21 protein-coding genes are annotated in these 25100 nt (G+C 64.9%); 10 read left to right on the plus strand and 11 right to left on the minus strand.

Translation table 11 applies throughout. The features are described from left to right. Positions 1-129: 129 nt before the first annotated feature. A complete protein-coding gene (locus LIG30_RS08695; RefSeq protein WP_051994925.1) occupies positions 130-897 on the minus strand; it encodes a GAF domain-containing protein in 768 nt (255 codons plus the stop codon). An 805-nt stretch (positions 898-1702) separates the two neighbouring features. On the opposite strand from LIG30_RS08695, the gene LIG30_RS26135 reads away from it, so the two are divergent. The 8 genes from LIG30_RS26135 (at position 1703) to LIG30_RS08730 (ending at position 13628) form a co-directional block, all read left to right on the plus strand. After that, complete coding sequence (locus tag LIG30_RS26135) at positions 1703-2050, plus strand: hypothetical protein (protein ID WP_152986044.1); 348 nt, start codon at positions 1703-1705, stop codon at positions 2048-2050. Positions 2051-2208: 158 nt separating this feature from the next. Continuing rightward, entirely contained in the window at positions 2209-3258 is a 1050-nt protein-coding gene (locus LIG30_RS08700) for a helix-turn-helix domain-containing protein (RefSeq protein ID WP_038711319.1), read from the plus strand. A gap of 153 nt (positions 3259-3411) precedes the next feature. Continuing rightward, the gene (locus LIG30_RS08705) at positions 3412-4713 is read left to right on the plus strand and encodes an autotransporter strand-loop-strand O-heptosyltransferase (RefSeq protein WP_083493957.1); all 1302 of its coding nucleotides are present in this window, start codon (positions 3412-3414) and stop codon (positions 4711-4713) included. A 219-nt stretch (positions 4714-4932) separates the two neighbouring features. Continuing rightward, complete coding sequence (locus LIG30_RS08710) at positions 4933-8832, plus strand: autotransporter domain-containing protein (RefSeq protein WP_160326687.1); 3900 nt, start codon at positions 4933-4935, stop codon at positions 8830-8832. Between the two features lie 170 nt (positions 8833-9002). After that, entirely contained in the window at positions 9003-10631 is a 1629-nt protein-coding gene (locus LIG30_RS08715) for a hypothetical protein (protein WP_056405838.1), read from the plus strand. Between the two features lie 26 nt (positions 10632-10657). Then, on the plus strand, positions 10658-11395 hold the full coding sequence (locus tag LIG30_RS08720) for a MerR family transcriptional regulator (protein ID WP_051994927.1): 738 nt from the start codon (positions 10658-10660) through the stop codon (positions 11393-11395). Between the two features lie 771 nt (positions 11396-12166). Then, a complete protein-coding gene (locus LIG30_RS08725) occupies positions 12167-12445 on the plus strand; it encodes a hypothetical protein (protein WP_038711322.1) in 279 nt (92 codons plus the stop codon). 205 nt (positions 12446-12650) lie between these two features. Continuing rightward, on the plus strand, positions 12651-13628 hold the full coding sequence (locus LIG30_RS08730) for a helix-turn-helix domain-containing protein (RefSeq protein WP_235510256.1): 978 nt from the start codon (positions 12651-12653) through the stop codon (positions 13626-13628). A 22-nt stretch (positions 13629-13650) separates the two neighbouring features. Here LIG30_RS08730 and LIG30_RS08735 read toward each other — a convergent pair whose 3' ends face one another. Together LIG30_RS08735 and LIG30_RS08740 are read right to left on the minus strand one after the other, a co-directional pair. Then, complete coding sequence (locus LIG30_RS08735; RefSeq protein WP_038711324.1) at positions 13651-14085, minus strand: hypothetical protein; 435 nt, start codon at positions 14083-14085, stop codon at positions 13651-13653. Positions 14086-14301: 216 nt separating this feature from the next. Beyond that, a complete protein-coding gene (locus tag LIG30_RS08740; RefSeq protein WP_038711325.1) occupies positions 14302-15660 on the minus strand; it encodes an NAD(P)/FAD-dependent oxidoreductase in 1359 nt (452 codons plus the stop codon). A 101-nt stretch (positions 15661-15761) separates the two neighbouring features. On the opposite strand from LIG30_RS08740, the gene LIG30_RS08745 reads away from it, so the two are divergent. Then, a complete protein-coding gene (locus LIG30_RS08745) occupies positions 15762-16715 on the plus strand; it encodes a LysR family transcriptional regulator (RefSeq protein WP_038711326.1) in 954 nt (317 codons plus the stop codon). A gap of 5 nt (positions 16716-16720) precedes the next feature. On the opposite strand, the gene LIG30_RS08750 is transcribed toward LIG30_RS08745, so the two are convergent. The 8 genes from LIG30_RS08750 to LIG30_RS08785 all read right to left on the minus strand — a co-directional run bounded on the left by LIG30_RS08750 (position 16721) and on the right by LIG30_RS08785 (position 23799). Next, on the minus strand, positions 16721-17752 hold the full coding sequence (locus LIG30_RS08750) for an alpha/beta hydrolase (RefSeq protein ID WP_051994929.1): 1032 nt from the start codon (positions 17750-17752) through the stop codon (positions 16721-16723). A gap of 116 nt (positions 17753-17868) precedes the next feature. Further along, positions 17869-19170 (minus strand): citrate synthase, encoded by a 1302-nt coding sequence (gltA, locus tag LIG30_RS08755; RefSeq protein WP_038711327.1) that lies wholly within the window; start codon positions 19168-19170, stop codon positions 17869-17871. 54 nt (positions 19171-19224) lie between these two features. Next, the gene (locus tag LIG30_RS08760) at positions 19225-19497 is read right to left on the minus strand and encodes an FAD assembly factor SdhE (RefSeq protein ID WP_038711330.1); all 273 of its coding nucleotides are present in this window, start codon (positions 19495-19497) and stop codon (positions 19225-19227) included. 1 nt (position 19498) lies between these two features. After that, positions 19499-20200 (minus strand): succinate dehydrogenase iron-sulfur subunit, encoded by a 702-nt coding sequence (locus tag LIG30_RS08765; protein WP_038711332.1) that lies wholly within the window; start codon positions 20198-20200, stop codon positions 19499-19501. A gap of 21 nt (positions 20201-20221) precedes the next feature. Then, the gene (gene sdhA / locus LIG30_RS08770; protein ID WP_038711335.1) at positions 20222-21997 is read right to left on the minus strand and encodes a succinate dehydrogenase flavoprotein subunit; all 1776 of its coding nucleotides are present in this window, start codon (positions 21995-21997) and stop codon (positions 20222-20224) included. Positions 21998-22000: 3 nt separating this feature from the next. Next, a complete protein-coding gene (gene sdhD / locus LIG30_RS08775) occupies positions 22001-22369 on the minus strand; it encodes a succinate dehydrogenase, hydrophobic membrane anchor protein (protein ID WP_038711337.1) in 369 nt (122 codons plus the stop codon). Between the two features lie 4 nt (positions 22370-22373). Further along, positions 22374-22790: a succinate dehydrogenase, cytochrome b556 subunit gene (gene sdhC, locus LIG30_RS08780; protein WP_038711338.1), complete on the minus strand. Its 417-nt coding sequence runs from the start codon at positions 22788-22790 to the stop codon at positions 22374-22376. 172 nt (positions 22791-22962) lie between these two features. Continuing rightward, complete coding sequence (locus LIG30_RS08785) at positions 22963-23799, minus strand: GntR family transcriptional regulator (protein ID WP_038711340.1); 837 nt, start codon at positions 23797-23799, stop codon at positions 22963-22965. A 290-nt stretch (positions 23800-24089) separates the two neighbouring features. On the opposite strand from LIG30_RS08785, the gene LIG30_RS08790 reads away from it, so the two are divergent. Further along, positions 24090-25073 carry a malate dehydrogenase gene (locus LIG30_RS08790; RefSeq protein ID WP_038711341.1) on the plus strand — a complete coding sequence of 328 codons (984 nt, stop codon included), beginning with the start codon at positions 24090-24092 and terminating at the stop codon, positions 25071-25073. Positions 25074-25100: the final 27 nt, after the last annotated feature.

The raw sequence follows: 25100 nt of genomic DNA on the forward strand, positions 1-25100 counted from the left end.
CCTCCGCCCTGACGCCCATGATTTGCCCCCTCCACACGCATCCGCCGCCACACCGCGCGCGCCGTTTTCGCGGCCGCCTCGCTTACCTGCCCTGCACTGCCCGCCTCGCGCCGATCGCCCGCGAGCACGTCAGGCCGCCTCCGCCTGCCCGGGCTGATCGGCCTGCGCGCCGGCCCGGGCGACGCGGCGCTTGTACGCATCGCGGTGCTTGCGCATGTTGCCGGTCAACTCGGAGATCACTTCCGACGCGGCGAAGATGATCTGATTGAAGTTGAAGCCCGCTGTGATCATTTCCCGGTAGAACGATTTCGCGAGAATCCTCGCCATCTGATCCGGGGTCTGCGCCGATTCGGCGACGATCTGCCCGATCGTCTTGTCCGCGGATCGCGTCAGCGCCATCTGCGTGAAGCGCGAGCTCAGGATGTTCTGCAACTGGACGACCTGGATCGATTTCGTGATCACGAGCGCGAGAATCGCGAACAACTGCAGGTCGTCGGCGCTGAAGCACGTCCGGCGCTGCGGCTGGTAGGCGCGAATGACGCCGATCACCTTGCCCTGCATGACGATCGCCGAGAACATCCGGTGGCCGCCCCCGGCATCGGCGTCCATGCGCGCCGGAATGATTTCGTGCTGCACGTCGTCGCGCGGCCGGCTGCCGTTGCCGGGCGGCCGGGCGGCTCCGCACTGCACGATGGGCACGTCGCCGAACTCGGTACCCGGACGCAGGCCGATCTCCTCGACCTGCCGCTCGCTCAGCATCGCTATCGCGCATGCCGCATCCAGTATCTCGCCGGCCCGCGACGCAAGCTCGCCCAGACAGTCCTCGAGACTTCCGGCGAATTCCACGTGGGAAAACGTGTCGCGGAGCTTCGTCATCACGATCGCAGTCTCATCCATTTTTATCGCCATCCTAAATATTCGACGAGGCACCCGCCCCGTCGACCGTCCCTGATCCGCTCGCGCGAAATACGCCGCTGCGCCCCGATGCTTCGCCGCCGCTCCCGGCTGTCGGCGGTTTCCGGCATTTCCGGATATTGCCCGCCGCATCGTTTTTCCTTGCTCGTCTTTCGGCAATCCCGCCGTCTATATCCAGAATTCTATAAATTCATTATCCGGATTTACCCCGATTCAATACCCAGATTCACACCTCCATCAATAACATGTCCGAAAAAGACAAATATCGATCGTCCAGTTACGCCACACCAAAAATAAATCCCGGATTCCGTTGCACCGACTTTCGTCAATCCGTTACTGACCATGTTATTCAAAATGGTCCTTTAATTCAGACAACCTTCCCTAGATTTCCGACATCAGTTCGATGCGAATCCGGGCGCATCGCCACGCTCTACATGCGCGCGGCACCGGCTCGCCGCCGTTGCTGCTCGCGGCACCGCCGCCCTCCACATGCACGCGCCGGCGTCCGGCATGCCTGGCCCGCATGCATCAACCCGCGTGCGGAGCGCGAGCAAACCGCGGTGCCAGATCAGGCCGGCGCCGCCTCGCGGACTAACGTGCGTTCCCCACCGGCACGCATCGCCATCCCGGTGGCGCGATCAAAAAAAGAAGCCCGCTCGCACAACGCGGCAGGCTCTAAACTCCGGGGGGATGCGGGGGCTGTACTGACCTCCCCCCGGAGGACTGGATCGGATCATAGGTCGTCATCCGCCGGTCCTCCCGCAGATTGACGGGTTACGCCACCGGGTTGACCGAACGCGACAACGCACCCCGACGCTTCCGCCACCGCGCCGCACGGTTTGGCCATCGCGGGCCGGCCGGCGAGGCTTCCGCTCGACGCACACGCGGCCTCGGCTGGAACGGCGCGAACGCTTCGGGCGTTTCGCGCGTGCGGTCATTCGGGCGAGATCCGCGCCCGGCACGCGCCAAAGTTCAGACCATTCGCCGGCGCACGCTTTTCATTCCGAATGCGGGCACATTGCAATCAATTCATTCCCGCTTTAAAGCGATCGATCAAATATTTCTGTTTAATATGAAAAATCGCATCGCGCCAATCGCCACCCAGCCACTCGATACGCCCATGCATGTCATTTGAAATGCCGCTCCATCAGCTTAAAAAGCCGAATGCTTTTCCCGTGCCGAAAACCGCCAAAAAAACCTACTTTTCGGACGAAAACCGTATCCCCGAATAATTGCTCAGTATGATGCAACGCAACGGGCGACTCAGTCCGTGCACGAGAAACGGGGGCCGCGATGAAGTTTGGAGACTGGAAGAACGTCGTGAACAGCGCACATCTTCAACTCGAACACGTGCGCCCGGTCGAACGCCGATATCAGATCGCGCTTCTGATTCTCGACGGATGCCCGCTCAGCGATGCGGCAACCATCGCGGAGACATGCCAGCTGGTCAACGAGGCACTTCCTTCCGCACGCGCCGACGCGCACGGATACAACGTCTGCATGCTGTCGACCCATAAGGGTTTCGTGTCGTGCGCGTCGGCGATCCGCCTGTTCGCGGAGAACATCGACGATTTCGATTCGCGCAGGTACAAGGCGATTTTCGTCGGGGGCGGAAACGGCATTCATGACCGCCGGGTGATCGACTGGCTGAAGCGCGCCGGCGACGACGTCGAACTGATCGCGATCTCGCCCGACGCGCACGCGATGCTCGCCGCCACCGGCCTCCTGCCGCATGACGCGCAAGCCGAATCGCCCCGGCTGCCGGACGAGCGGATGAACGGCGCGGCCAAAGCGGTCCGATCGGCGCAACCGGACGCCAAGCTCGCGCACGGCGAACACGCGTTGCGCCGCCTCCTTGCGATGGTCGAGCGGGACTTCGGCGCGTTGGCACGAATCCGCAGCGAAATGCTGCGCGCCAATCGTTCGCTGGCGCACGGCAATCTCGTGCCGGCCGCGCCGCAAAAGGCCACCGCGCTCAGCGAGCGCATCGAGGCCGCCGTGTTGTGGATCAAGAGCAATCACGCCGGGCCCGTGTCGGTGTCCGAGCTGGCCCGGCGCGTGTCGATGAGCGAGCGGAATTTCCTGCGTCGCTTCAAATCGGAAATCGGCCAGACGCCGCATGAGTACCTGGCCCGCGTTCGCCTGGAAAATGCCCAGTTGCTGCTGGTGCAGACGGATCTGCCGATCGACAAGATCGCGCGCCGATGCGGCCTCCTCAATGGCGACCATCTTCGCAAGTATTTCGTGAAATACCTGTCGGTCACGCCCGTCGAGTACCGGATGCTGGCGCGCGATCGTGTCGTGACAGGGGGGGTGCTCAACGGCATCAAGTCGGAAATGTAGCCGGGCCGGAACGCCTGCCGCTCCGCGCAGCGTCCGGTCGAGCGCGATGAGCGGCCCGTCGGCCTGCGCATGACCGGCGTTCGTGCATGGCAGTGGATTCGCAATCAGTCACGCATTTATTTAAATGTCCTTACTTCGACTTGAGAGGTTCACATGATTGCTACTGCAGATCCGATCGACGCCGTGCAGCCGGATGCGCCCGCCGCTCCGCCGCTTTCGCCCGGCCTGCCCGCGACGTCGGCGGCGCCGGCGAAGGGCCCGTTTCCGATGCCGGCCGGCGTCCCGACCGAAAAGGCGCCCCGCGGCATCCGGTTCGACTTCAATCTCGGCAGCCGGATCGCATTGCCGCCGGGCGACTGGCGTGTGCGCCTGAGCGACCTCGACACCGGCAACGTGCTGTTCGACACACGCATCGGCGCGGGCGCCGTGACGAGCGCGAAAAAATACTACGTGCGGTTTCGCGTCGAAGTCTGGGATCGCGCGCAAGGCGACGAGCGGCGCATCCTGAACCACGAATACGACGCGCGCGACCGTCAGGTGCTGATCCAGTTTCCGGTCGGCACGCTCGGGGACATCATCGGATGGTTCCCGTATGCGGTCAAATTCCAGCAGCATCACGGCTGCCGGCTGACCTGCGCGATGTCCGAGCTGCTGATTCCGCTTTTCGCGGAAGCGTATCCGCACATCGAGTTCGTCACGCCGGACGCGGTCCGGCCGGAGCGCTACTACGCGACCTACGACATCGGGCTTTTCTTCGACGACGCCGCCTTCGAATGGCAGCCGTGCGACTTCCGGCATGTCGGCCTGCATCGCACCGCGGCCCACATCCTCGGCGTCGACCCGGCCGAGCAGGCGCCGCTCATCGCGATCGACGATGAAAGCCGGCCCATCGCGGACCGCTATGTCTGCATCGCGACGCAGAGCACCACGCAATGCAAGTACTGGAATCACCCGACCGGCTGGCGCGAGATCGTCCAGTTCCTCCGCACGCGCGGCTACCGCGTCATTTGCATCGACCAGAAGGCGACCCACGGGCACGGCATCGTCTGGAATCAGATCCCGCACGGTGCGGAGGACCAGACCGGCGACCGGCCGCTCGCGGAGCGGGTTCGCTGGCTGAAGCATGCCGATTTCTTCATCGGCCTGTCGAGCGGCCTGTCCTGGCTCGCGTGGGCGGCCGGCACGCCGGTCGTGCTGATCAGCGGCTTCTCCAGTGCGAACAACGAATTCACGACGCCGTACCGGGTGATCAACTACCACCCCTGCAACAGTTGCTGGAACGACGCGCGCGTGCGCTTCGATCACGCCGACTTTCTCTGGTGTCCGCGGCATGCGGGCACGCCCCGCCAGTTCGAATGCACGCGGCTCATCACGCCGGATCAGGTGAAGGCGGTGCTGCGCCGGATTCCCGGGTTCGTCGATCCCGAACCGGAGGCCGGGCATCTGAATTCGTGACGGGCGTCACGAGCGACACGAAGTAACGCATGGCCCGACCCGGGCCATGCCGAATTTATGCAGTTTAGGAATCCTCTTCGATCAACCGACGCCGGAGAGTTTACGACCCTTCTCGTTTCGCGACGGGCAGAAGTGACGGTATGCAGCCAGGCACCGCGGGGGCAGCGCCATCGCACTCGTTCCAGCGCTTTCGAGTACGCACGCAGTGGAGAGTCCAACATGAAGCCGATTACCTATCGTCGCAAGCTCTGTGTTCACACCTTCGGCCGCCGATCGCAGAGATTGTCCCGCCTGACGGCACTGATGCTCGCCAGCATCGCGGCTTATGCATGGATGTCGCAGCCGGCGACGGCGCAGAATAACGTCGTTGCGGCGGGGGCAACCAGCACCGGCTTCATCGTGACGTCCGGGTATACCCAACTGGTGATGCACGGCGGCACGGCGATCGGCACGACCGTCAGCAGCGGCGGCAGCCAGGTGGTCTCCGGCGCGGCGAGCGGCACCAATGTCGACAATGCGGGCGTCCAGCAAGTCGTCAACGGCGGCGTGGCCACCAGCACGTCGGTCTCGACCGGCGAGCAATACGTCGGCAGCGGCGGGACCGCGACCCACACGTCGGTCAACGGTGTCGGCGCGGTTTCCCAGGTGGCCGACGTCGCGAGCCTGATCGCTGACGCCGTCACCGGCCCGGGGCGCTTCTGGCTGTCGGTTTCCGCGGCGCCCGCGGATGGCGTGACCGTGACGGTTCACTCGGCCGGATCCGCCACGAGTGCGACGATCAACCCGGCCCTCCAGTACGTCGACGGCGGCACGGCCACCGGCAACACGATCGTCGCCGGCGCCCAGGTCGCGGACAGCGGCGGCACCGTCAACGCGAACACCCTGTTCGGCGGCGTGCAGTATCTCAATGGCGGCGGCACGACGGCAAAGGACACGTCGCTGTTCGGCAGCGTGCAGATCCTCGACAACGGCGCGAAGGCAACGTCGAACACGCTGTACGGCAGCATCCAGGGCATCGGCTACGCCAGCTCGGCGACGAGCAACACGCTCAACGGCAGCGTGCAGCTGATCGGCTTCGGCGGGCTCGCGACCAGCAATACGCTGAACGCCAGCGTGCAGGACATCAGCCTCGGCGGCACGGCCGTCAGCACGACGCTCAACGACAGCATCCAGTATGTCGGGCCGCACGGGACCGCGAGCGTCACGTCCGTCAACAGCGGCAGCTTCCAGAACGTCTATGGCGGCACGGCCATCAGCAACACCATCAACAATCTCGGCACGCAGGTCGTCACGAGCGGCGGCACCGCGACCAGCAACACGGTCAACAGCGGCGGCGTCGAGTACGTACTCACCAGCGGCACGACCAGCATCACGGTCGTCAGCACGGGAGGCACGCAGAACGTGGCCGGCGGCGCCGCCGTCAGCACGACCGTCAGCGGCGGCACGCAAAATGTGGTGAGCGGCGGGGTCGCCACCAGCAATACGATCAACGGCGGCCTCGAGTACGTCGGCGACGGCGGAACCGCCCTCGTCACTTCGGTGAGCAGCGGCGGCGTCCAGTACGTCGACAGCGGCGGGTCCGTGAGCGCCACCACGATCAACAGCAGCAGCTATCAGCAGGTCTACGGCGGCACTGCCACGAACAACACGGTGAAAGGCGGCACGCAAACCGTCGCCAGCGGCGGCACCGCGATCGGCAACACGCTCAGCGGCGGCACGCAGTTCGTGCTGACCAGCGGCGTCGCATCGACCACCTCGGTCGGCAGCGGCGCGAACCAGTACGTGTATGGCGGCACTGCCAATGGCAACACGATCATGAACAGCGGCACGCAAACCGTCGCCAGCGGCGGCGTCGCCAGCGGCAATACCGTCGAGGCCGGCGGCACGCAGCAGATCGCCGGCGGAGGCACCGCGATCGGCAACACGCTCAGCGGCGGCATGCAGTTCGTGCTGACCAGCGGCGTCGCGTCGACCACCTCGGTCGGCAGCGGCGCGAACCAGTACGTCTATGGCGGCACCGCCAATGACAACACGATCACGAACGGCGGCATACAGACCGTCGCCGGCGGAGGCATCGCCAGTGGCAACGCCGTCGAGGCCGGCGGCATGCAGCAGATCGCCAGCGGCGGCATGGCGCTCGGCAGCATGCTCGACGGCGGCAAGCAGATCGTCGGCAATGGCGGTTCCGCGAACACGACGGCGGTCGACGCCGGCGGCTTGCAGGCCGTCATGAGCGGAGGTGCGGCCACCAGCACCACCATCAACAGCGGCGGCGTGCAGTCGGTGGCGAGCGGCGGCACGGCAAGCACGACGACAGTCAACGGGGGCGGCGTCCAGAGCGTGACCAGCGGCGCGGTCACCACGGGCACGATCATCAACAACGGCGGCGTCCAGTCCGTGAACGCGGGCGGCGTGACGAGCCATTCGATCCTCAACGGCGGCGGCTTCCAGTACATCTACGGAACCGTGGTGAATCCCACGGTCAACACCAGCGGCACGCTGATGATCGGACAGGGCGGCACGTCGGGCGATCTCGCCGGCGACGTGCTCAACGGCGGCACCGTCGTGTTCAATCGCGCCGACACTTACACGTACGGCGGCGCGATGAGCGGCAGCGGCACGCTCGTCCAGGCCGGCAACGGCATGCTGGTCCTGAACGGCGTGAACACCGGCTTCGCGGGCGGCACGCAGGTCATGTCCGGCACGCTGAAAGTCGGCGACAGCGCGCATACGTCCGCCTTTCTCGGCGGCGACGTGACCGTCTACAGCGGCGGCACGCTGCGCGGAGACGGCACGATCGGCGGCAATGTCGTCAACCGGGGCACCGTCATGCCGGGCGGATCGATCGGCACGACGACCATCCTCGGCAATTACTCGCAGGCGCCCGGCGCGACGCTGACGGTCGAAGTCACCCCGACCGCCCACTCACTGCTGCAGGTAATGGGCAACGCGACGCTCGGCGGCACGCTGGGCATCGCATACGGGGCGGGCGCGAGCGCGGCCGCGAGCGTCTACGCGCCGGGAACGATCCGGATCCTGACGGCTTCGTCAGTCAGCGGCACGTTCGCCCCGCCGCTCGTCAATATCGTCGCACCCGGCGCCAGTCTCCGGTACGTGACGCCGTCGGTCGTCTACCAGGCGACCGGAGTCGACCTGGTGCTCACGCCGATCAACACCAGCATCTTCACCGCCGTCGGGTCGACCGCGGCGCAAGGCGCGCAGTCGACGACCGCGATCGTGCTGGACCGGCTCGGCACGCTCTGCCGGGACAACACCTCGACCGACTGCGCGGGTCGCGGCAACGACCTGTGGTTCAAGGCGACGGGATCGTACACGCGGATCGACTCGGACACGGTCTCGGGCTTCGCGGCCCGCCAGTATGGTTTCGTCGCGGGCTACGACCACCGCATCGGACGCTATACGGTGGGCGGCACCCTCGCCTACACCCATGCGGACGTGACCGAGACCACCACGCCGGACTCCGGCACGGTCGACAGCGTGCGGACGTCGGTTTATGGCGGCACATGGTTCGGCCCGGTCAACGTGGCCGCGACGGTCGGCATCGGTTACGACCTGTTCGGTCAGAAGCGGCCGTTCGCGCTGGCGCAAGCCGCCACGGCGACCGGCGATCACCACGGCTTCGACGTGACCGCAGCCGCGCAGGCGAGCATGCCGACCCCCGTGTTCGGCAGCTTCACGCTGGTGCCGAGCATCGGCGTGCGCTACGCGTACCTGCACGGCAGCGCATTCGGCGAATCGGGCGCGGACGGACAGAGCCTGTCGGTCGGCACGGACAACATCCGAAGCGTGCAGCCCTACGCCGGGCTGGCGTTGCGGTACGCGTTCGGCAGCGAGCAGCACCCGTCGAGCCTGGAAGCGAAGGTGGGTTATGCGCACGAGCTCGGCACGGCAGGACGTTCGATCTCGGTGAGCGCGCAGGACGGGACGCTGTTCACGGCGACCGGCGCTTCCCTGCCGCGCAACCTGCTGACGGCCGGCTTCGCGCTGACCGTGGAGGCCACCAAGTCGCTGCGGATCACGGCCGGCTTCGACGCGCTGATCAACACCGGCCATGCGTCCGCAAAGGCCGGAAGCCTGAAGGTGAGCTACCGCTTCTGACGCGCCTGCGCGCCGCCGGATGACGGGGCGCGGGGATTCATCCGTTGCAGCGAAATGAATGACGAGGACCGCGCGCGAACCGGCGGTCCGGCGAATGCGGACGGGCCATCCGCACCGGGTGTCGACGGGCGGGCCTTCGATCCGCGTTGCTTCCAAAGATGAGGGCTGCCATGACAAAACCGTTATGTATCGTGTCGGGAATCGCGCTGGGCATCAGTGTCGCGACTCCCCATATCGCCGTCGCCGATCCGGTCGCGGCCTTTCCGTCCGAAGCAGCGCACGCGGAAGCGCGGATCGAGACGCCGGCCCTGCCGGCCGCCGATCTCACGGACGCGCGGCCAGCGCCGATGACGTTCGCGCAGGCGATCGACGATGCGCTGAGCCGCAAAGCGGCCGACGACACTGTCGCCCAGGCGGGGGCCATCCCGCCCGGTGCGCCGGACACCCGCGAACCGACTGCTCCCGCCGACGGCACGCCCGCGCCGCAGCCGGCGCCGGGGAACGATCTGGCCGCCGCAGGCGACACGCCAGACCGCGCGCCGGACGGGACGGCGGGCGACGTGCCGCCGCGCGCCGCCGCCGAATCCGCCGGTGTGCGCGCGGCGGCGCAACCGATCCCGGGTACGCTCGCCGACACGTCGCCGACGGCTGCGGCGGACGCCGGCAGCGCGCCGCCCGTGGCGCCGACGTTCGGCCAGGAACTCGCCGACGGCTTCGATTCGCGGATCAACCTGATCGGCTACGGCATCCTGCAGTCGCCGATCAATTCGCGGCTCAATCCCGACAATGCGCTGGCGATTCCGCGCTACCAGACCGAACTGGATTTCCGGCCGGATTTCCACCTGAACATCCGCGACTTCGAGTTCGGCGTGAAGCCGCGCTTCACGACGTCGTGGAGCCGGGTGCAGAACGGCCTCGCCGCCGGCACGGATACGACGAATGCCACCGCCTATGTCAACGAATGGATCGCGCGCTACCGCGTCACGAACCAGGTGCTGGTGAGCTACGGTCGCGAGAACCTGCAGTGGGGCCCGTCGCAGCTGCTCTCGCCGTCCAATCCGTTCAACCAGAACAACGGCAAGAACAATCCGGCGATCGAGCAGCCGGGCCTCGACTACGGCCGCGTCGTCGTCATCCCGAACGCATCGTGGACGATGTCGATGATCGCCAACACCGGCTCCGGCCGGCTCGTCCCGAGCGGCGAGGAAACCATCCCGTTCCGCCGCGCGTACGCCGCCAAGCTCGACTACACCGGAGACAAGACCTATCTTTCGCTGATCGCGTCCAAGCGCGAGACGGCGGCGTACCGGATCGGCTACTTCGGCGGCTGGACCGTGTCCGACGCGCTGCTCGCGTATTCGGAAGGCAGCGTCGCGCTGTCGCGCGACAGGGGGCTGCCGCATCCCGACTTCGACGTGCTGGCCGGGGCGGCCTATACGCTTGAGGCCGGGCCCACCGTGACCGTCGAATACTTCCACCACAACGCCGGCTGCACGCACTCCGAAATCAGCCAGTGCGCGTCGCCGGCCAGCATCGACCCGACGCGCCCGTTCCCGCGCAGGGACTACGTGCTGCTGCAGTATCTCGATACCAAGATCTTCCGGAAACTGAACGTGACCGTGCGATTGATCCAGGATCTCAACGATCACTCGACCGAGCTCGTGTCCTTTTTCGAATACGAAGTGGGCCAGAACTGGCAGCTCTATCTGGTGCCTTCCGTCACCCGCGGGCCGAGCAGCAGCGAATTCGGCAGTCTGCTGCGCTACTCCGTGTTCGCGGGCGTGGCATTCACATTCTGACTCCCAGGCACGCAGGCGAGCGAAACATGCGCAAGACGTCCCCCTCCCCCGCGCCCGCCACGCCGGATCGCGAGTACACGATCGACGAGCTCGCGCGCGCCACCGACATGACGGTGCGCAACGTCCGCGCCTACCAGGACCGCGGGCTGCTCGGCCCGCCGAGGCGGCGCGGGCGTGCCGGCGTCTACGACGACACGCACGCGGAACGGCTCAGGCTCATCCAGCGCCTGCTCGCGCGCGGCTATACGCTCGCGAACATCATGGATCTGATCACGGTCGTCGACGAAGGCAACGATCTGCGCCGCGCGCTCGGCCTCGAGCCGGCCGTCGACGCCGCCCGACATGGCGGCCGAAAGCCGCTGCGCCCGGCCGTCGCGCCCGTCACGATCGCCGGCGACGAAGCGTCGCTCGCCGTGCTTGCCAGAATCGCCGAACTCGCGCCGGCATCGCGCGACGCCGGTACGTCGGAGGCGGCGAATGCCGGCTGGGCCGAGGAACTGCTCGGCACGGTGCGAGATGCGCGCCCGCATCTCGCCGCCATCGCCGAAGCGCTCGTGAGCCTCGTGCTGCGGCAACTTGGCCGCGACGACGCCGAACCGCAACCCGAGTCCCGCGCGGCGGCGCTGGTCGAGGCGATCTGGCGCATCTGGCCGCTCGGCATGATGCTGATCGAAAGCGAAATGAACCGGGCGCTCAGGGAATCCTCAGACAGTTGCCTCGCGACACGCGTCGCCGCGATGTTCGACGCGCCCGACAGGCGGTAGCGCGGCGCTCCCGCCGCCGCCGTCCCCGCCGGCCGTCGCCACCCGCGTCGCGCACGCGCGCATCGCGTGCCCGTCGTGCATTCGCGACGCCCGCGACGCACAAATCCGGCGCCCCTTGCGCCCGACGTTCGACATCCATATCGATATTCGATTGTGATGATTTTATTATTTAATTTTGAACTACCGATAATCTCATCGCTTAATTCAGCCCGTTGCTTAAAAGCGCCGGCCGCAACGATATTTTCAAAAATGTCGCTCATGCGCGACATATCGAAACTGAAAAAATCGGGACGGGAACACGCCGCCGGCGGCCCAAAACCATACCAAAAATGCGACTTTTTACGTCGGCGGGTCGATTTTCGGTATGGCGAAGCGTATTTCCTGTCCGATTCCGCCAGAAAGATGTGCGTGCATCGAGACACCGGATCGGTACTCATTACCGGCAAGTGTCGTAATCCGACAGAGCTACATTTTTTTCAGACAAAGATCGTCTTTCGTTAGGTTTTTATTGCTATGCTGCATAGCAACAGATAAAAACATCACCGATGCAGCCGAGGCGCCACGGCGAATGCTCGATCAACCCGTATCGACGTCGTGCGCGACACCGACCATCGGACGGAGACACCCGGTCGGCACACACCTACCTCTGACGTTTCGGGGCCTCCCGGTCACGTATCGCATTTGAGCCCGTGCTTGCCAGGCACGTTTCAGGGCTGCCCTGCATGCAATCGTTCGAAGTTCAAGCGGATCCAATTTGGAAGAGAGGCACGCATGCTGATCGCTACGACCACGCTGCCGGACGCTGCCGAGCAGATCGAGACGCACTGTCTCGAGCTATTTGAACGCTGGTGCGAGACGAGGCACGTCGTGCCGCTCGCGTATCTGATGCACGCATGGCCGATGGCCGCCCCGGCGCCGCATCTGGCTGGGCGGCTGGCCCAGTCGCTGCAGACCCTGATGCACCTGCACGCCGATGCGCTGGACGGCGAGGATTGCCGGCTGATCGAACAGGCGATCGCGATTGCGGAGCGGATCTGGCGATCGCGGTGAAATCGCCGCGTCACTGCGTTGCTTGGGGGAAGACACTCAGCGCCGGCGTGGCCACGCCATGCGTTCGAACACCGGTGATCGAACGCGCGCAATCGAAGAACCGCTGAGCGTCCGGATTTCTATTCGGGGGAAAAACGAGATGGAATGCTCGCACGAAACTCATGACAATCGCAGCGCGTGGCCCGCTATCGCGCGCGATGCCAGCATGGTCAGACACATCGGCATTACGCTGTTCAACGGATTCGCACTGCATGAGGCCGTCACCATCGGCCAGGCATTCCAGTCGGCCAACACGCTGTCCGAATCCGGACGGCACGGTGCGGCACTCTACAACGTCTCGCTGCTGTCGGTGGCCGGCGGCATGATCGCCAGTTCATCGTCGGTGCTGGTCTGGACCGAAAGCGTGGACGCGCGCGCGGTGACAGAGAATTTTCATGCGCTTTTCATCATCGGCGGCAACGGCATCCGCGGCGCGCTGCGCGACGAACGCCTGATTCGCTGGCTGCAACGCACCGTGCCGCGCAGTCAGCTCACCTATTCGATCACCGAAGGACGCCTGCTGTTCGAAGCGGCCGTGACGCGCCCGCATGCGGCCGACGACGTGCTTCACGCATCCGCGCGCAGGCTGCCCCCCAGCCCTTTCCTCGGCCCCCGGCATGCGAGCGCGTCCGACCCGCTGCAAACCGCGCTGAGCGTGATCCAGGGCGACCTCGGGATGGAGGTCGCGAAGCAGATCGCCGCGGGCGTCGCGCCGCCGCGCGAAACGCAATTCACCCCGATCGTGCGCCGGAACACGGCGCTGAACGTCAGCGAGCGAATCCAGGCGTCGGCCCGATGGCTGGCCACGAATGGCGAGCGGGCGGTGTCGATCTGCGAAGCGGCGCAGGTCGCCGCGATGAGCGAGCGCAACTTCCTGCGGCGTTTCAAGCTCGAGCTGGGCATCACGCCGTCCGACTACCTGATGTATGTCCGGCTCGACATGTGCTGCCGCCTGCTGACCGAAACCGATCTGCCGATCCGCACGATTGCGCTACGTTGCGGATTCAACGGCGGCGGACGCCTGTCGAAGCTGTTCCGGCAGCATCTGTCGACCACGCCCACCGCGTACCGCCTGCACAATCGCCTCAACAACCGGGCGCCGGGAATTCGGGCGCGCCTCGAACGCGTGCTCGACGCCGACTGAATCGCGCCACGCCCGCGCCGCATCAGCGTGGGGCCGCGTGCGCGATCGAAGCGACGACGTCCGTGATTCGAACGCAGCGGGACATGCCGTAGATTTCCGCCTCGCTGCGCTCCTCTTCGCTGCTGGCCACCGCCGCCGCGCATTCCCGCGGGACGCCGAGCGCCTGGAGCGCGACGTCGAACGGATGCTGGCTCGCGCCGATCGACGATTGGCGCGCGTCGGCCACGACGACCGAAAACCGGTCCAGGGTCACGTTGCCGAACTGGCCTTCGAACATCGCGCTGAGCCGCGACGCCGGCAGCGTCGTCACGAGGCCCAGCCGATAGCCTTCCGCCGATGCGCTATCGAGCCATTGAATGATCGCGTCGCGCTGATGCCGCGATTCCTGCGATTCCGGTGTCGCTTCGATCTGCTCGAATGCCGCGTCGAGACTGGTTACGATGGCTTCGATGACCATGTTTACGTTTCCTCTCAAGAGATCTGGCTATCCGTTCGCTGACGGGAACGGCACACCTTAGCGTTCAAATGGAACACATAACAAATTAATCTTTTTCTCAAATTCATAAGCTGCAACCAATATATCCGGCAAGCAGGCACGCCGCGCAAGGCCGGCAGCGCGCGAGACGCGTATCAGGCCAGCCTCTCCCGATACGCGTCTCGACGCCGGCGCCACTCAGTGCAACCTGATCGACGGCTGGTTGCGACTGTGCAGCCAGTGGCTCAGCGATTGAAGCAACGTCCGCTTCGCGCCATATACGTTGTACAGATGCTTGCGATACAGCAGCTTGTACAAGCCGATCGCGGCCAGGCCATCGATGACCAGCGAGCGCGAACGCATGCCGAGTTCCGTCTGGCAGACCGCGCCCGCGTGTCCCAGCGACACGACGGTGCCGGCGTCGCGGAACGTGAAGCCGGCCACCGGCTTGCCGGCCAGGCGACGCGCGAACGCACGGCCGAGATACACCGCCTGCTGGTGCGCGACCTGCGCGCGGGGCGGCAGGAACCCGCGTGCGCCACCGGACGGGCAGGCCGCGCAATCGCCGAACGCGAACACGTGCGGATCGTCCGGCGTCTGCAATGTGTCGGTGACGATGACCTGGTTCGACGCGTTGAGCGCGATGTCGCCGATCTCGCGCAGGATCGCGGGTCCGGCGACGCCCGCGGCCCAGATCGTGATGTCGCTGGCCAACCGCTCGCCGGTCGCGGTCACGACCGCATCGGGCGTGACTTCCGCCACGCGCACGCCGGTCAGCACGTCGACATGCAATTGCCCGAGCTGCGCGTGCGTCCGCGCCGACAGGCGCTCGTCGAGCACCGGGAGCACGCGCGGGCCGCCTTCGATCAGGCGAATGCAGACGTCCCGGTCCGGCACCAGCGCCTTGAAGCGATACATCGTGAGCTGATTGATCGCATGCCGGAGCGCGGCGGCCAGCTCCACGCCGGTCGCGCCCGCGCCGATCACGTTGATGCAGATCGGCTGCACGCGCTGCGCGGGCTGCGTTTCCGCCAGATGGTTGGCCTTCGTGCAGGCGGCCAGGAACTTGCGGCGAAAGCCCTCGGCCTGCTCGACGTTTTCCAGCGTCAGCGCATGACGCGATGCGCCCGGCACGTTGAAGAAATTCGTCACGCTGCCGACTGCCAGCACCAGGTCGTCATACTGCACGTCCCGCTGCGGCAGGATCTCCGTGCGCTCCGCGTCGAACACCGCGCCGATCGTCGCGACACGCCGGGTTCGATCGATGCGCTGCAGGTCCCCCTGCACGAAATGAAAGCCGTACTGCCTCGCTTGCGCCGCGTATTCGATCGTGTGCGTGGCCGGGTCGCGATGTCCGGACGCGGCTTCGTGCAGCAGCGGCTTCCAGAAATGCGTCGGATAACGGTCGACGAGCACGATCTCCGCGAGCCCGCGCCGCCCGGCGGTGCTGCCGAGGCGCGTGGCCAACTGCAGGCCGCCTGCGCCGCCGCCGACGATCACGATGCGCGGAACGCTTGCCGCGCGATCCGTTGCAGGGGTGAATCGGGTATTGACCATGTTGAGACTCCGCGCTGAATTCGATTCGGATGACAGATTTCGAGATTCGACGATATAGTTCTGCCTGTCAAAAGACAATTTAATGTTAATAGGCGACTCATATGTCTTCACTTATAGGAAAGACCGCGACCTTCCGGCAGCTGAAGGCGATGGACATGATCGCGCGGCTGGGCAGCGTCTCGCGGGCGGCGGAAGAACTCAATCTCACGCAGCCCGCCGTGTCGCTGCAGATCCGGCTGCTCGAAGAGGCGGTCGGCGCAGCCCTGCTCCAGCGCGTCGGACGGGGCGTGGAGCTGACTGCGGCCGGCGAGATCGTGGGCCGCTATGCGCGCGAGATCCTGAGCCTGTGGACCGAGGCCGGCGAGGAAGTGGCCGCGCTGACGGGCGATCTCGGCGGGACGCTACGGATCGGCGCGATCACCACGGCGGAATACCTGATTCCGCCGCTGCTCGTCAAATTCACGGCGACGCGCCCGCACGTGAAGACGTATTTCAAGGTCGGGAATCGCGACGACATCATCCGCATGCTCGCCACCCATGAAATCGATCTCGCGGTGATGGGAAGCCCTCCGAAGGAGCTGCGCACGCATGCGGTGGAGTTCGCGAAGCATCCGATGGTGTTCGTCGCGGCGCCCGGGCATCCGCTGATGCAGCGCAAGCGTATCGCGCTGAAGGATCTCGAAGCCGCGCATCTGCTGGTGCGCGAGCGCGGCGCCGGCACCCGAACGACCGTGGAGAGCCTGTTCAAGTCGTCGGGCCACAAGTTTCATGTCGGCTCCGAGCTATCGAGCAACGAGGCCATCAAGCAGATGGCCGAAGCCGGCCTCGGCGTCGCGTTTCTGTCGCTCCATGCGTGCGCGCTCGAATTGCGCACCGGGCTGTTGGGCCAACTGCCGTTTCCCGGCAATCCGATCGAGCGCGAATGGTATGTCGTCACGCTGGCCGACAGGCGGCTCTCGCAGGTAACCGGACTGTTTCGCGATTTCCTGATCAGGCAAGGCGCGCCGGTGATCGACAGCGCGATCGCCAAGTCGCACGACCGGGCGCGCAAGTAACGCCGTCAGGACTGCGGCTTCAGCACGTGGCCCAGGAATGCATCGAGCCGGCGCAACACTTCCTGCCCGTCGCGGCCGTCGAGATCGAACTGGTACTCGTGCGGCAGCGACGGCACGTGATTCTTCGCATAGAACAGGCGATCGACGGCCACGCCCCGCCTTTCGAGCGCATCGGCCAACCGGTACGAATGCGCCTGCAGCGGGTCGTCGTTGCCGACCGTGATGAAGGCCGGCGGAAAATCCGCGGTCACGTAGTCGATCACGGAGAACCGCTCGAACCGCGGCGCGTTCCAGTAATCCTTGCGCCCCGCGTAGGACCACAGCACCGTCGGGAGGAACCAGGACGGATGTGCGCGATCCACCAGCCCGAGATCGTAGAGCCCGCAGAACAGGAGCGCGCCACGCAGCTGCGCGCGCGTCAAGGCCGGCACGATGCCCATCTCGCGGGCGTATTCCGGCGACGCGACGAGATTGGCGACCTGCGAGGCGATCTGCGCGCCGGCCGAATCGCCCGCCAGCACGAAACGCTGAGCGTCGATGCGCAGCGTCCGCGCATTCTCCAGCAGGTAGGCCAACGCGCGATTCACCTGCTGCAACGGCGTCGGGTACGTCGCGCCCGGCGCCAACGCATACTCGACCGCCACGACGACGTAGCCGCGCGCGGCAAGCACGCGCGCATAGTTGGCCACCTCCGTCTTGCTGCCCGCGACGAACCCGCCGCCGTGAATCCACACGATCGCCGGCAAGCTCGCATGATCCGCGAGCGCCGCTGGCCGGTACACATCGAGATAGGCATGCGGATCGGCCATATCGTATTGCCGGTTCAACGTGCTGACGACACCCGCCGGCACGTGCCTGACCAGCGCCCCGGACGCCTGTTCGCCGCCGCGCTGGAACGCCCAGCGGATCAACCAGACGGACGGCCAGGGGCTGGCCTTGAATGCGACGAAGCCGGCCAGCGCGACGACCGCGAGCGATGCGAGCGCCAGCCTGACCCGGCGAGACGTGCGACGATGCACGGCCGAATTCATTTTCATCAAGTTGTCCTTACAGCATGACCGCACAAAAAAACACCCCGGCGGATTGCCCCGCCGGGGTGTTTCGTATCGATCGCAACACGCGAACGGCAGCCGCCGTTCGCGCCGCACACGGTTTAACGTGCGCTGATCGGCTTTGCTTCGCGCGGCGTTTCGCCGATGAACAGCTGACGCGGACGACCGATCTTCTGCTCCGGATCGCCGATCATTTCGTTCCACTGGCCGATCCAGCCCACCGTACGTGCCATCGCGAAGATGCAGGTGAACATCGACGTCGGGATGCCCAGCGCGCGCTGGACGATGCCCGAGTAGAAGTCGACGTTCGGGTACAGCTTGCGCGACACGAAGTACTCGTCTTCCAGCGCGATCTTCTCGAGCTGCATCGCGAGCTTGAACAGCGGGTCGTCGTGCAGGCCCAGTTCGGTCAGCACTTCGTAGCACGTTTCGCGCATCAGCTTCGCACGCGGATCGTAGTTCTTGTAGACGCGGTGACCGAAGCCCATCAGCTTCACGCCCGAGTTCTTGTCCTTCACTTGCTTGATGAACTCGGGGATGTTGTCCGGCGAACCGATCTGCTCGAGCATGTTCAGCGCGGCTTCGTTCGCACCACCGTGCGCCGGGCCCCACAGACACGCGATACCGGCCGCGATACACGCGAACGGGTTCGCGCCCGACGAACCGGCCAGACGGACGGTCGACGTCGATGCGTTCTGCTCGTGGTCTGCGTGCAGGATCAGGATACGGTCGAGTGCGCGCACCAGCACGTCGTTGACCTTGTACTCTTCGCACGGGTTCGAGAACATCATGTTCATGAAGTTCGCGCTGTACGACAGATCGTTACGCGGATAGACGAACGGCTGGCCGATGCTGTACTTGTACGCCATCGCGACGAGCGTCGGCAGCTTCGCGATCATGCGGATCGCCGACACTTCGCGGTGACGCGGATCGTTGATGTCGAGCGAGTCGTGGTAGAACGCGGACAGCGCGCCGACCGCAGCGACCAGGATCGCCATCGGGTGTGCGTCGCGGCGGAAGCCACGGAAGAAGAAGTGCATCTGCTCGTGCACCATCGTGTGCTTCGTGACGGTGGTGACGAATTCCTTCTTCTGCGCTTCGTTCGGCAGCTCGCCCTTCAGCAGCAGGTAGCAGGACTCGAGGAAGTCCGCGTTCTGCGCGAGGTTGTCGATCGGGTAGCCGCGGTACAGCAGCTCGCCCTTGTCGCCGTCGATGTACGTGATCGCCGAGTTGCAGGACGCCGTCGACATGAAGCCCGGGTCGTACGTGAATTTGCCGGTCTGGCCGTACAGCTTACGGATGTCGATCACGTCCGGGCCCATCGTGCCCTTGTAGATCGGCAGTTCGACGCTGGGCGAGTTGTCGCTGAACGATAGCGTGGCTTTTACATCAGACGGAGTCATGGCACATCCTCAATCGAAATATAGAAACGGGATTCGATAACGGGCACAGCGGCATCAGACGCTGCGCAACATCTCCAGCAGCCTGGTAATTTCCGGGCTGTCAAGGTCGCCTTCTGGTTCCTTGCGCGCGAGGAGCAAGTCCATCAGGTCGTTGTCGGTCAGATCGAGCAGGCGCGACAGCGCGCCTACGTCTTCATCGGTGAGGTCATGCTCGTATCTGCTGAAGAAACGCTCGAAAATCAGATCGTTCTCCAGCAGACCGCGCCGCGCGCGCCAGCGAAGGCGCGCGCGACGGTGCGGGTCGGACTGGTGCGACGTATCGCTCATGTCAAACCGCGCGGCGGACCATCAGTTCTTTGATCTTGCCGATCGCCTTCGTCGGGTTGAGGCCCTTCGGGCACACGTCGACGCAGTTCATGATCGTATGGCAACGGAACAGACGATACGGGTCTTCAAGGTTGTCGAGACGCTCGGCGGTGGCGTTGTCGCGGCTGTCCGCGATGAAGCGGTAAGCCTGCAGCAGGCCGGCCGGGCCGACGAACTTGTCCGGGTTCCACCAAAAGCTCGGGCACGACGTCGAGCAGCTTGCGCACAGAATGCACTCGTACACGCCGTCGAGCTCGTCGCGCTCTTCCGGCGATTGAAGGCGTTCCTTCTCCGGCGGCGGCGCGTCGTTGATCAGGAACGGCTTGATCGAGTGATACTGGTTGAAGAAGTGCGTCATGTCGACGATCAGGTCGCGCACGACGGGCAGGCCCGGCAGCGGGCGCAGCACGATCTTCTGCGGCAGGTCGTTCAGGTTCGTCAGGCAGGCGAGACCGTTCTTGCCGTTGATGTTCATCGCGTCCGAACCGCACACGCCTTCGCGGCACGAACGGCGGAACGACAGCGTCTCGTCCAGCGCCTTCAGCTTCACGAGGGCGTCCAGCAGCATCCGCTCGTGCTGGATCTCCAGCTCGTACGTCTGCATGCGCGGCGCGGCGTCCTTGTCCGGATCGTAGCGATAGAGTTCAAAAATGCGTTTTGCCATTTCAGATTCCTTGGATTCGGCTTAGAACGTACGCGGCTTCGGCGGCACGGACTCGACGGTCAGCGGCTGCATGCGAACCGGCTTGTAGTCGAGGCGGTTGCCTTCGCTGTACCACAGCGTATGGCGCAGCCAGTTGTCGTCGTCGCGGTGCTCGTACTCGCTGTGCGCGTGTGCGCCACGGCTTTCCTTGCGGGCTTCCGCCGACACCATCGTCGCGTTTGCGACTTCGATCAGGTTCGCCAGCTCGAGCGCTTCGACGCGCGCGGTGTTGAACACCTTCGACTTGTCCTTCAGGTGGACGTTGGCGACGCGGTCACGCAGGCCCTTCAGCTCGCCGACGCCTTCCTCGAGCAGCTTCGAGGTGCGGAACACGCCTGCGTGCTTCTGCATCGTCGCGCGGATGTCGTTCGCGATGTCCTGCGTGTATTCGCCCGACGACGACTTCTCGAGCTTGTTCAGGCGCTCGAGCGCGAAGTCGGCTGCGTCTGCCGGCAGCGGCTTGTGGTCGCGCTGGTTCTTGACGTGCTCGACGATGTGGTTGCCTGCCGAGCGGCCGAACACCACGAGGTCGAGCAGCGAGTTCGTACCGAGACGGTTCGCGCCGTGCACCGACACGCACGAGCATTCGCCCACTGCGTAGAAGCCGTTGATCGGCTCGTTGTGGTCACGCGACGTGCCGACGACCTGACCGTGGATGTTGGTCGGGATGCCGCCCATCTGGTAGTGGATCGTCGGAACGACCGGGATCGGTTCCTTGATGCAGTCGACGTTCGCGAACTTCAGCGCGATTTCGCGGATCGACGGCAGACGCTTCATGATCGTCTCGGCGCCGATGTGCGACAGGTCGAGCAGGACGTGATCCTTGTTCGGGCCGACACCGCGGCCTTCCTTGATTTCCTGGTCCATCGAACGCGACACGAAGTCACGCGGCGCCAGATCCTTCAGCGTCGGCGCATAGCGCTCCATGAAGCGCTCGCCGTTCGCGTTACGCAGAATGCCGCCTTCGCCGCGCACGCCTTCCGTGATCAGCACGCCCGCGCCGGCCACGCCGGTCGGGTGGAACTGCCAGAACTCCATGTCCTGCAGCGCGATGCCCGAACGGGCCGCCATGCCGAGGCCGTCGCCGGTGTTGATGAACGCGTTGGTCGATGCCGCGAAGATCCGGCCTGCGCCGCCCGTCGCGAACAGCGTGGTCTTGCCTTCGATGATGTAGACGTCGCCCGTTTCCATTTCCAGGGCCGTCACGCCGAGCACGTCGCCGTCCGCGTCGCGGATCAGGTCGAGCGCCATCCATTCGACGAAGAACTGCGTCTTCGCCTCGACGTTCTTCTGGTACAGCGTGTGCAGCAGCGCATGGCCGGTACGGTCGGCCGCCGCGCAAGCGCGCTGGATCGGCTTCTCGCCGTAGTTCGACGTATGGCCGCCGAACGGGCGCTGATAGATCGTGCCGTCGGCGTTACGGTCGAACGGCATGCCGAAGTGCTCGAGCTCGTACACGGCGTTCGGCGCTTCGCGGCACATGAACTCGATCGCGTCCTGGTCGCCGAGCCAGTCGGAACCCTTGATCGTGTCGTAGAAGTGGTAGTGCCAGTTGTCTTCGCTCATGTTGCCGAGCGACGCGCCGATGCCGCCTTGTGCGGCGACCGTGTGCGAACGGGTCGGGAACACCTTCGACAGCACGCAGACCGACAGGCCCGCACGCGACAGTTGCAGCGATGCGCGCATCCCGGAGCCGCCCGCGCCGACGATCACCACATCGAACTTGCGACGCGGCAGGGAAGATTTGATTGCAGCCATTCTTTACACTCTCCAGAGAATCTGCGCGGCGTAGCCCGCACATGCGAGCAGCCAGACGATGGTCAGCGATTGAAGCAGAAGGCGCACACCGACGGGCTTGACGTAGTCCATCCAGATGTCGCGCACGCCGACCCATGCGTGATAGAAGAGCGAGAGCAGCGTCACGAACGTCGCGAGCTTCATCCACTGCGCGGCGAAGATCGACGCCCAGCCGTCGTAGGAGAAGTTGCTCGACGTGAAGAACAGCACGAGCAGGATGATCGTGTAGATGGCCATGATCGCGGCCGTCACGCGCTGTGCGAGCCAGTCGCGCAGGCCGTAGTGCGCGCCGACGACGAGGCGCTTCGAGCCGATTCGGTTGTTGGCTGCCATTTTCTTAGAACGCTCCGAACAGTTTGAGGGCCACTGCGATCGTCAGCAGCGACGAGACAGCCAGCACGACGGCCGACGTGCTCTTGCCGCGCTCTTTGGTCACCGCGTCGTGGTTCAGGTCCATCATCAGGTGACGGACGCCGGCGCAGAAGTGGAACAGGAACGCCCACGACAGCGCGAGGACGATCAGCTTGACGAGGATGTTGGAGAGAAAGGCCTTGAAGCCATCGAAGCTGAGCTCGGACGTGAGACTCTGTTCGAAGAGGTACAGCACGAACGGAAGGAACAGGAACAGCAGCGCACCGCTGACTCGATGGAGGATCGAAATTTTCGCCGCCAGCGGCAGGCGATAGTTCATCGTAATGTCGCCGAAGCCGATGTTCCGGTACTCCGGCCTCGGTTTTCTTACTGCGTCAGTCATGCTAGACCCCTACTGTTGTTGTCACACTAATCCGCAATTTTAGCGCCTTTTCATATCGCACTGCAGCGAAAGACTGCGTTGAACCATTACGCGACACGAAATAAACGCGGCCCGAAACGTGCTTCGCAAACCATGGGGATGGCGAATGCACGCGACACGAGCAACTCCTTCCTCAGCTCAAGTCATTTTGATAGTAGTACCCGGTTGTGACATACCAACCGCGACGCACTTCCACCGGCCGGTCGGCGTACGTATATGAAACGCGCTCGACCGACAGCAGCGGAAAGCCCGGCGGCACGCTCAGCAGGTCGGCCACCGCCGGCTCCGCGGCCACCGCACGAATCTTCTCGGACGCGCGGATCATCCGCGTGCCGAATTCGGTTTCGAACATCGCGTAAAGCGGCCCCTTGTACTCGCTCAGCCGCTCGAACGTGAGTCCCTTGAACATCGCGCCCGGCAGCCAGATCTCGTCGAGCACCGTCACCTCGCTGTCAAATTCGAGGAGGCGCCTGACCTGCACGACCGGATCGGCCGGCTTCAGGTCGAGCTGGCGGGCGATCTCGGCCGGCGCACGCAGCCGCCGGCACTCGAGCAGGCGGCTCACGTGCGGGTGCTCGACGCCGTCGTCGGCGAGCAGGCGCAGGAAACGGAACTGCGCGCGCTCTTCATTGTGCGTCGCAACAAACGTTCCCTTGCCTTGCCGCCGGACCAGCAGGTTGTCCGACGCGAGCTCGTCGATCGCCTTGCGCACGGTGCCCTGGCTAACCTTATAGCGGCCGGCCAGCTCCACCTCGCTCGGAATGATCTCGCCCGGCTTCCATTCACCCGTTTCCAGGCTTTGCGTGATCAATGCCTTGATCTGCTGGTATAAAGGACTGAATGTCGGTGACGGCGAAGGTGCCGGCGCAGGCACGGACACCGGCGAAGGCGCACCCGCGCCCGGCTGCTCCGGGCCGCCGGCGTCGTTCGGATTCGCGTCATTCGCCTGGTTCGATGTCATGGCGCGCATTTCATCACAAACCCGGCTTTTCCGTCCACTCAATTTCCGCAAAACATCTGTCTTATATAAGACATAAGATACTGTTTGACTTTGCGTCATTCGACTCCTACACTCCTCGGCGAGCAAGGGTTCGCGGTCGCAATGCGTGCCCCGCGCTACGTGCCCCGGCCCGTCCTCAGGCGCCAGCGCGCATGCAACCGCGAACCTTCCGCCCTGCTTCAAAGCAACGCTTCGCATAACGCGCATAAAATGGCGTTTCCCCCAAGCGTCCAACGCTTAATCCGTCCTGGAGAAATTCAATGGCTAAGCCCGCAAAGCGTGTCGCCGTCACCGGCGCCGCAGGTCAAATCGGTTACTCGCTGCTGTTCCGCATCGCCAATGGCGACCTGCTCGGCAAAGACCAGCCCGTGATCCTGCAACTGCTCGACCTGCCGCAAGCGCAAGCCGCCGTCAAAGGCGTCGTGATGGAACTGGAAGACTGCGCGTTCCCGCTGCTCGCGGGCGTGGTGGTCACGGATGATCCGAAGGTCGCATTCAAGGATGCCGACGTCGCACTGCTGGTCGGCGCACGTCCGCGCTCGAAGGGCATGGAGCGCAAGGACCTGCTGTCGGCGAACGCCGAGATCTTCACGGTTCAGGGCGCGGCCCTGAACGAAGTCGCCAGCCGCGACGTGAAGGTGCTGGTCGTCGGCAACCCGGCGAACACCAACGCCTACATCGCAATGAAGTCGGCGCCGGATCTGCCGAAGAAGAACTTCACCGCGATGCTGCGCCTCGACCACAACCGCGCGCTGTCGCAACTGGCCGCCAAGTCGGGCAAGCCGGTCGCGTCGATCGAGAAGCTGGCCGTGTGGGGCAACCACTCGCCGACGATGTACCCGGACTTCCGCTTCGCATCCGCCGAAGGCGAATCGATGCTGAAGCTGATCAACGACGACGAATGGAACCGCAACACGTTCATCCCGACCGTCGGCAAGCGCGGCGCGGCGATCATCGAAGCGCGCGGCCTGTCGTCGGCAGCGTCGGCAGCCAACGCGGCGATCGACCACATCCGTGACTGGGTGCTCGGCACGAACGGCAAGTGGGTCACGATGGGCATCCCGTCGGACGGCTCGTACGGCATCCCCGAAGACATCCTGTACGGCGTGCCGGTCACCTGCGAAAACGGCGAATACAAGCGTGTCGAAGGCCTGGAAATCGACGCGTTCTCGCGCGAGAAGATGGACTTCACGCTCGCCGAGCTGCTGGAAGAGCGCGACGGCGTCGCTCACCTGCTGAAGTAATGCACATTCCGGGCTGCCCGCGGGCAG

The sequence above is a fragment of the Burkholderia sp. lig30 genome (assembly GCF_000687455.2).
Taxonomy (GTDB): Bacteria; Pseudomonadota; Gammaproteobacteria; order Burkholderiales; family Burkholderiaceae; genus Burkholderia.